General features: G+C 59.0%; 7 protein-coding genes. All 7 read left to right on the plus strand.

Translation table 11 applies throughout. From position 1 onward, the window contains the following. Positions 1-148 precede the first annotated feature (148 nt). The 7 genes from xdhA to AC13D2_RS11595 are packed head-to-tail and all read left to right on the plus strand — an operon-like array spanning position 149 to position 7,969. Positions 149-1,612 carry a xanthine dehydrogenase small subunit gene (gene xdhA / locus AC13D2_RS11565; protein ID WP_091644531.1) on the plus strand — a complete coding sequence of 488 codons (1,464 nt, stop codon included), beginning with the start codon at positions 149-151 and terminating at the stop codon, positions 1,610-1,612. Continuing rightward, positions 1,605-3,959, plus strand: coding sequence for a xanthine dehydrogenase molybdopterin binding subunit (gene xdhB / locus AC13D2_RS11570; RefSeq protein ID WP_041332572.1), 2,355 nt, complete (start codon positions 1,605-1,607; stop codon positions 3,957-3,959). Before xdhA ends, xdhB begins: the two co-directional genes overlap by 8 nt. Then, positions 3,959-4,819 carry a xanthine dehydrogenase accessory protein XdhC gene (gene xdhC / locus AC13D2_RS11575; RefSeq protein ID WP_091644534.1) on the plus strand — a complete coding sequence of 287 codons (861 nt, stop codon included), beginning with the start codon at positions 3,959-3,961 and terminating at the stop codon, positions 4,817-4,819. Before xdhB ends, xdhC begins: the two co-directional genes overlap by 1 nt. Next, positions 4,816-5,046, plus strand: a complete 231-nt coding sequence (locus AC13D2_RS11580; protein WP_041332571.1) for a hypothetical protein — start codon at positions 4,816-4,818, stop codon at positions 5,044-5,046. Before xdhC ends, AC13D2_RS11580 begins: the two co-directional genes overlap by 4 nt. Next, complete coding sequence (gene uraH, locus AC13D2_RS11585; protein WP_091644537.1) at positions 5,043-5,387, plus strand: hydroxyisourate hydrolase; 345 nt, start codon at positions 5,043-5,045, stop codon at positions 5,385-5,387. Before AC13D2_RS11580 ends, uraH begins: the two co-directional genes overlap by 4 nt. Positions 5,388-5,395: 8 nt before the next feature. Next, positions 5,396-6,763 (plus strand): guanine deaminase, encoded by a 1,368-nt coding sequence (gene guaD / locus AC13D2_RS11590; RefSeq protein ID WP_052479656.1) that lies wholly within the window; start codon positions 5,396-5,398, stop codon positions 6,761-6,763. Between the two features lie 3 nt (positions 6,764-6,766). Then, positions 6,767-7,969 (plus strand): urate hydroxylase PuuD, encoded by a 1,203-nt coding sequence (locus AC13D2_RS11595; RefSeq protein ID WP_091644540.1) that lies wholly within the window; start codon positions 6,767-6,769, stop codon positions 7,967-7,969. Positions 7,970-8,140: the final 171 nt, after the last annotated feature.

Below are 8,140 nucleotides of genomic sequence, written 5' to 3' on the forward strand. Positions count from 1 at the left end.
CCAATAGTTAATAAAATCGAAAAATTATTTAATTGAACCAGTTGGTCAGTTTTTTGCAGAAACCCTTCCTAACGCTGCGGAAAACCTGCCTGAAGAGAGGAATGGGGTGCCGCTATACACCGCAAATAGCCTGCTAGCGGAGAGAACCATGATCGAATTTCTTCTGAACGGCCAAATTGAAAAAGTTGACCAGTTCGACCCAAATTTGAGCATCCTGGAATGGTTGCGCACCAAAATGCGCCTTACCGGTACCAAAGAAGGCTGCGCCTCCGGAGACTGTGGTGCCTGCACGATCATTACAGGAACAGCTGACCAAGATGGCAACACTCATTACGACGCAATCAACAGTTGCATCACCTTGCTGGGAAGCCTTCATGGCAAGGAACTGATTACCGTCGAAGCCTTCCAGCAGAAACCACGTCATCCGGTCCAGCAGGGCATGATGGAGAAGCACGGTGCCCAATGCGGTTTTTGCACGCCCGGCATCGTGATGTCGCTGACGGCCCTGCATGCCAACCGCAAGAACAGCACGGTCAGCCGTCATCAGATTCTTGAGGCCCTGTCTGGCAATCTCTGTCGCTGTACCGGCTATCGTCCGATCATTGAGGCAGGACAGGATGCCATGGTTAAAGAATGGACACCGGATACTGAGCACCCGGCCGCTGGCATGGCCCCCGGGTCGTCGGAATCTGCTCTGAGCCGGATTCACCAGAACAACATCACCATCGAAGCAGCCGGAGGTTCACGGTATGACGCGCCGGTCTGCCTTGATGACCTTCGCTCATTGCGCCGCGCCTATCCCGATTCCAGACTGGTCGCCGGCAGTACGGATCTGGCACTGGAGATCACTCAACAGCTGAGTTCCCTGGATCATCTGGTCAGTGTGGAACGCGTACCGGAAATGAAAGGCTGCGCCCTAGAGGGCGACGAGTTGGTGATAGGTGCTGCCACTACCTATCAGGCATTCAGGGAAACACTGTGCGAACTTTGGCCGGCGTTCGACGCCATGCTCGAGCGACTCGGCTCACTACAGATCCGCAACCGGGGCACTTTGGGCGGCAACATTGCTAACGCTTCGCCCATCGGCGATATGCCGCCACCGCTGATCGCACTCAATACCATTTTGGTGCTAGACGGCCCGGACGGGCAGCGCTCGATGCCTATCGAAGACTTTTTCCTGGGCTATAAAGAAACGGCCCTGAAATCGGGCGAATTCCTCCACTCTGTGCGGATCCCGGCACCGAAAACCAACGAAACTTTGCACATCTACAAAATCTCGAAGCGATTGGACGACGACATCTCCGCCGTTCTGGGCGCTTTTCGACTGACCATAACCGATGGTGTGATCAGTGACTGTCGCCTTGCCTTCGGCGGCATGGCCGCCACGCCCGCCCGGGCACTGCAAACGGAGAACGCGCTCAAGGGGCAGCTCTGGAACGAAAACAACGTGGCCGCTGCGATTAACGTCCTTGGCAGCGACTTTTCACCCCTGAGTGATGTCCGGGCCTCGGCCTCTTATCGGCTTCAGGTTGCCGGCAACCTTCTGCGCCGCGCCTGGCTGTCTTCGGATTCACTCCCACGCGAGCAACTGACGGTGACCGACTATGCGTAAACTGCCCCTGAACACACCCACACCGGCCCACACTGCCCAAGGGCTGGCCGGACAAAGCGCCAAACACGACAGCGCCTGGAAACACGTCAGTGGTCAGGCCCGATACATTGACGACTTACCCATGCCGGAAGGCATCCTGCACGCCGCGGTCGGTCACAGCCAACAGGCCCACGCCCGAATAATGTCCATGGATCTGGAGGCCGTCCGCCGATACCCCGGTGTCATCGCCGTAGTCACTGCCAAGGATGTGCCTGGCCATCTCGACATCGGCCCGGTGTTCCCCGGTGACCCGGTACTGGCGGATGAGATCGTGGAGTTTATCGGGCAGCCCCTGTTCGCCGTCGCCGCAACCTCCCACGAAGCTGCACGCAAGGCAGCGAAGCTGGCGAATGTTCAATACGAGCCCCTGGATGCGGTCATTACCGTAAACCAGGCACTGGACAAAGAATTGTTTGTTCGCCCCAGCCAGACCCAGTTGCGAGGTAACCCTGATCATGCTCTCTCCCAGGCATCTCATCGCCTGATCGGCGAACAGGTCGTCGGTGGACAGGAGCATTTCTACCTGGAAGGACAGGCTTGTCTAGCCGAACCCACCGAAGACAGGGGTATGTTTGTTCACACCTCCAGCCAGCATCCCTCCGAAGTACAGAAGCTGGTCGCTGAGGTATTAGGGCTGCCCATTCACGAGGTCCAGACTGAGGTTCGAAGAATGGGCGGCGGCTTCGGCGGGAAAGAGACCCAGGCGGCCCCAGTCGCCTGCATTGCAGCCCTACTAGCCAATGCGACGAGCCGACCGGTGAAGTACCGTTTGTCACGCCCCGACGATATGATCCAGACCGGTAAGCGGCATGACTTCTTCAATACCTATGACATCGGCTTTGACGATGACGGCCTGATTCAGGCGGCCGACATTATGGTCGCAGGCCGTTGCGGTTACTCCCCCGACCTGTCCGATGCCATCGTCGATCGTGCCATGTTTCATGCCGATAATGCCTACTATCTGAACCAGGCCCGGGTTACCGGCCACCGCTGCAAGACCCACACCGTTTCGAACACGGCATTCCGGGGCTTTGGCGGACCTCAGGGCATGATGATCATAGAACAGGCCATGGATGATATGGCCCGCCACCTTGGCCGCGACCCGCTGGATATCCGCAAGCTCAACCTGTACCGGCCCGGACGCGACATCACCCATTATGACCAGACCATTGAACAGCACGTACTTCCGAAGCTGATGGAGACGCTGGAAACCAGCTCTGACTATCGTCAACGGCGTTCGGAAATCACCAAATTCAACCAGTCCAGCACGGTACTCAGGCGGGGGCTGGCGCTGACGCCTGTAAAGTTTGGCATCTCCTTCACCGCCAAACACCTGAACCAGGCGGGCGCACTGGTTCACATCTATACCGATGGCAGCATTCATGTAAATCACGGCGGTACCGAGATGGGCCAGGGGCTCTATATCAAGGTGGCGCAGGTGGTTGCGTCCGCTTTCCAGGTCGATCTTGAGCGCGTCAAAGTGTCCGCCACGCGCACCGACAAGGTGCCCAACACCTCGCCAACCGCCGCCTCTTCCGGCTCCGACTTGAACGGCATGGCAGCACTGGACGCCTGTGAAAAGATTCTCGCGGGGCTGACAGACTTTGCAGTACAGAACTGGTCGGTCTCACCAGAAGCCATCCATTTCTCGGATAACCAGGTGCAGATCGGCGACCTGCAGATGCCATGGGAAAGCTTTGTTCAGGCCGCCTATATGAACCGGGTACCACTGTCTTCCTCAGGTTTCTACGCCACTCCCAAGATCCACTACGACCCGGAAAGCGGAAAGGGGCACCCGTTTCTGTATTACTCGAACGGCGCCGCCTGCTCTGAAGTAGTGATCGACACCCTGACCGGGGAATATCGGGTCCTTCGTACCGACATCCTGTTTGATGCCGGTCGCTCCCTGAATCCCGATATCGATATTGGCCAGATCGAAGGCGGGTTCGTCCAAGGTATGGGCTGGCTGACCACGGAAGAACTGGTGTACAGGGATGACGGCAAACTGCTAACAACCGGCCCTGCCACCTACAAGATTCCGGCAGTCTCGGACTGTCCGCCCGACCTGAGGGTTGCTCTGCTGGCCGACAGCCCGAACCGCGAAGCCACGATATTTCACTCCAAAGCGGTCGGGGAACCGCCATTGATGCTCGGCATCGCCGTCTGGAGCGCCCTGCGGGACGCAGTCTCGAGCCTCACCGACTATCGCTTCAGCCCACCGCTGGACACGCCCGCCACACCAGAACGGGTGCTGGGTGCCGTCACCGCTAGCCAGGCCTGGCTTGGCAAGCAGCAGGAGGCATCCTGATGGAACGTCGAAAGCTCTGGTACCAGGCCGTAGCCGACTGCGAAGCACGCGGTGAGCCCTATGCCCTGGTCTCTGTTCTCGGCGTAGCCGGGTCGGTCCCCCGGGAGCCGGCCAGCAAGATGGTGGTCACTGGTGAACACAGTTACGACACCATCGGTGGCGGGCACCTGGAGTACCAGATTTGCCAACAAGCCCGGGACAGGCTGGCTCGTCAGGACTATACCAGCGACCTCGCACACTTCCCGCTGGGCGCCAGTCTTGGTCAGTGCTGCGGCGGCAGCGTGTCGGTACTACTGGAAGCACACCCGGGGAGTGAGCAGGAACTGATACTGTTCGGGGCCGGCCATGTCGCCAAAGCGCTGGTCACTATCCTCGCTCAGCTGCCCTGGCGAATCACCTGGGTGGACGAACGTCTTGAGCTGTTTCCATCTGATGTACCCGCCAATGTCCATATCCACCACACGGATGACCCCGTCGGTGATGCACCCAACCTGTGCTCGTGTAAACACGCTCTGATCTTGACCCACAATCACCAACTGGATTTCGATCTCTGCCGCGCCCTGTTAACCGCCGGCGGTTGCTCAAGCCTGGGCCTGATCGGGTCAGAAACCAAGGCAGATCGATTCCGCAAGCGGCTGGACCACCGGGGTTTCAGTGCCGATGCCATCGACTCCATCCGCTGCCCCGTTGGCCATCCTGATGTCCCCGGTAAACGGCCAATGGAAGTGGCCGTCTCGATCAGCGCCGAACTGCTGGCTCTGACCACCCCCCACCGGACAACTTCCGCCCGACGAGGGTTGCCCTGGCGGCAACTGCGGGGGCTGATCCAGAACACCGATACGAAAGAGACAACCGAATGACCATTGAAGCACTCAACGCCCTGCACCATGAGGAAGCGGAAGCCCGACTCGCCCGCAGCCATGAGTTCTGGCCAAAACTGACTGAGCAAGACTGGTTCGATGCCTTTGAGGCTCATCCGAAGATGGGAGACATCAACAGTCTGCGTGCAACGTATGCCAGCATCAAAGCCATGGTCATTGGCGAGCAGGCCAGGATGACCAAATTGCGACTGGAGAAACTGCTATGAGCGCAAAAAGCTCCGTTACGACTCACATTCTCGATCTCGGCAGTGGCCAGCCTGCCGCCGGTGTGGCGGTCAGCCTGTATCGGGTTCAGGGCCAGGGTCATACCGCCATTGCCAGTGGCACAACCGATGCCGATGGCCGCGTAATGGACTGGTTCGATACCGCTCTTGAAGCCGGCCACTACCAGCTCCGTTTTGCGACCGGCGACTGGTACCACAGCCTCGGGATGGACGCCTTCTTCCCCGAGGTCTGCCTGGAGTTCCGGGTCAACGATCCGGAGGCCCACTACCACGTTCCCCTGCTGTTGAATCAGTGGGGCTACTCAACGTATAGGGGGAGCTGATGACCACAATGACAGATCCATATCTTCCACTGGGCTGCAAGGCTCACCGGGGCACAGTGCTCCATTTCCTGGAAGACCCGGGCAATGAACCGGAGCCCGCGGCGGGCAGCGTGGCCTTCTTCGAGGACGGCCTGCTGATTGAGCACCATGGCAAAGTGCTGGTAGCCGGTGACGCCAGTGCATGGTTGCACCAATTGCCCGAAGGCACTGAGGTGACCCACTGGAAAGACCAGCTGATCCTGCCGGGTTTTATCGACACCCACGCACACATGCCCCAACTGGGGGTTATGGCCAGTTACGGTGCCCAGTTGCTGGACTGGCTGGAAACCTACACATTTCCTCATGAGGCCCGATTCAGCGACATGGACTGGGCCCGGACTGAAGCGAACCGGTTTACCGATCTGCTGCTACGCTACGGCACCACCTCGGGCTTGGTATTCTGCACCTCCCATCCTGAGTCGGTGCATGCCCTGTTCGAGGCTGGCGAGCAACAGGGAATGGCCCTTACCGCGGGCAAGGCCATGATGGACCGCCATGCCCCCGAAAACCTGAAGGACACGGCCCAGAGCAGCTACGACGACAGCCTCTCGCTGCTGGAAACCTGGCACAAACGCGGACGCCAACGCTACGCGATTACACCCCGGTTTGCCGCTACTTCGACGCCGGAGCAGCTTTCGCTCGCCGGCAAGCTCGCCGCAGAGCATCCGGATGTCATGGTGCAGACACACTGGGCGGAGAATACCGGCGAAATCCAGTGGATCCGTGAACTGTTCCCGGAGCGCTCCAGCTATCTGGATGTGTACGATCACTATGGCCTGCTGGGCGATCACACCGTTCTGGCGCACGGGATTCACATTGATGATGTAGACCGCAAACGACTGTCTGAGACGGGCACCCGCATCGCTTTCTGCCCCACCTCAAATACCTTTCTGGGCAGCGGACTCCTCGACTTCCGGGAAGCCCGCGAAGCTGGGGTTTCGGTCGGGCTGGCCTCTGATGTTGGCGGAGGTACCAGTCTGTCGATGCTGACCACCATGGCCGAGGCCTACAAGGTTTGTCGGCTACGCGGCCAAACCCTGACGCCCTGGCAGGCGTTCTATCTCGCCACACTCGGCAATGCCCGGGTCCTGCATCAGGACCAGCAGACCGGCAGTTTTCAATCCGGGCGCTTTGCTGACTTCGTGGTCCTAGATCCGAGCGGAACACCGCAGTTGGCCATGAAGCAGGAATTCACACACACGCTCTTCGAAACTCTCTTCAATCTGATGATTCTGGGCGACGACCGAGCCATCACCGCCTCTATCGTGGCCGGTGAACTACGCCACCAGGCAGCAGGAACTGACGCTGCTACCACCTACTTCACGCAAGGAGCCTGAGCCATGGAAGCCTACCTCAGCGAATGGTTGTCCCTTCTGGTCCGCTGGTTTCACGTTATCGCAGGCGTTGCCTGGATCGGCGCATCGTTCTACTTCATCTGGCTGGACAATCACCTGCGGGAACCACCGGAATGGAAGAAAAACGAGGGCATCAAGGGCGACCTGTGGGCCATTCACGGCGGTGGTTTTTACGAGATCGCCAAGTACAGACTGGGGCCGAAGGAAATGCCCCGGGAACTGCACTGGTTCAAATGGGAAGCCTATTCAACCCTGCTTAGCGGTCTGGCCCTGCTGTTTGTTGTTTACTACATGGGCTCACCGGGCTATCTGATCGACCCGGCCAAGGCCGATCTCAGCACCGGTGCCGCCATCGCAATCGGCCTGGGCAGCATTGCCGTGGTTCTTGCCATTTACGAAACCCTGATTCGAAGCCCTCTTGCCGACAAAGGCAAGGCGTTTGCGCTAATTCTGTTCGGCATTCTGGTTCTCGTCGACTGGGGGCTGTTTCAGGTGTTCTCAGGCCGGGGCGCGTTTATCCACGTCGGGGCGGTGATCGGAACCATCATGGTGGCCAACGTCTTTCTCGGCATTATTCCCTCACAGCGGGCGCTGGTCGACTCGGTCCGGGCGGGGGAAGAAGCCAACGAAAAGGTCGCTCGCCTGGCCATGCTCGCCAAGCTGCGCTCGACCCACAACAACTACCTGACGTTGCCGATCATCTTCATCATGATCAGCAACCACTACCCGCTGCTGTATGGAAACCCTCACGGCTGGGCAATCCTGGCGGCCATCGGGTTCATCACGGCCTTCGCCCGGCACTACTTCAACCTCCGGCACAGGGACATCAACCAGCCCTGGATATTGGCGGTCGCCGCAGTGCTCACCGCTGCCTTGATCTGGCTTGTGGCCCCGGCCCCGGCAACCACGCTGGATACGGCCGACCACCCGGAGGTCAGTAATGAGGTCGCAATCGCTCTCATCAACACCCACTGTGTGGCCTGTCATGCCAGCAGCCCCGGCCATCCGGCCTTTCAGGCACCGCCAGCGGGCATCAAACTGGAGAACCTGTCGCTTCTTGCCATGCACGCCGACAAGGTACGCCAGGCGGCGGTAGATTCTCACTACATGCCACTGGGCAACCTGACCGGCATGACGAACGAGGAACGCCAGCTACTGGGGCAATGGCTACAGCACAACAAACCCTGAAATCATCCTGAAAAAAGGCCTCCCGAAGGACAAGCCGTTCACTTAAAGTGGATCTGAACGGCTTGGCCCGGCCCGAAAAGGCGCTATACTACTGGATATCCAGACAGTATGGTGCCTTTTTTCATGAGAAAGAAATCTTGCCAGAAGGATTGGCCGCGAGTTCCTGAGAGG

Source organism: Marinobacter sp. B-12, from assembly GCF_056857915.1.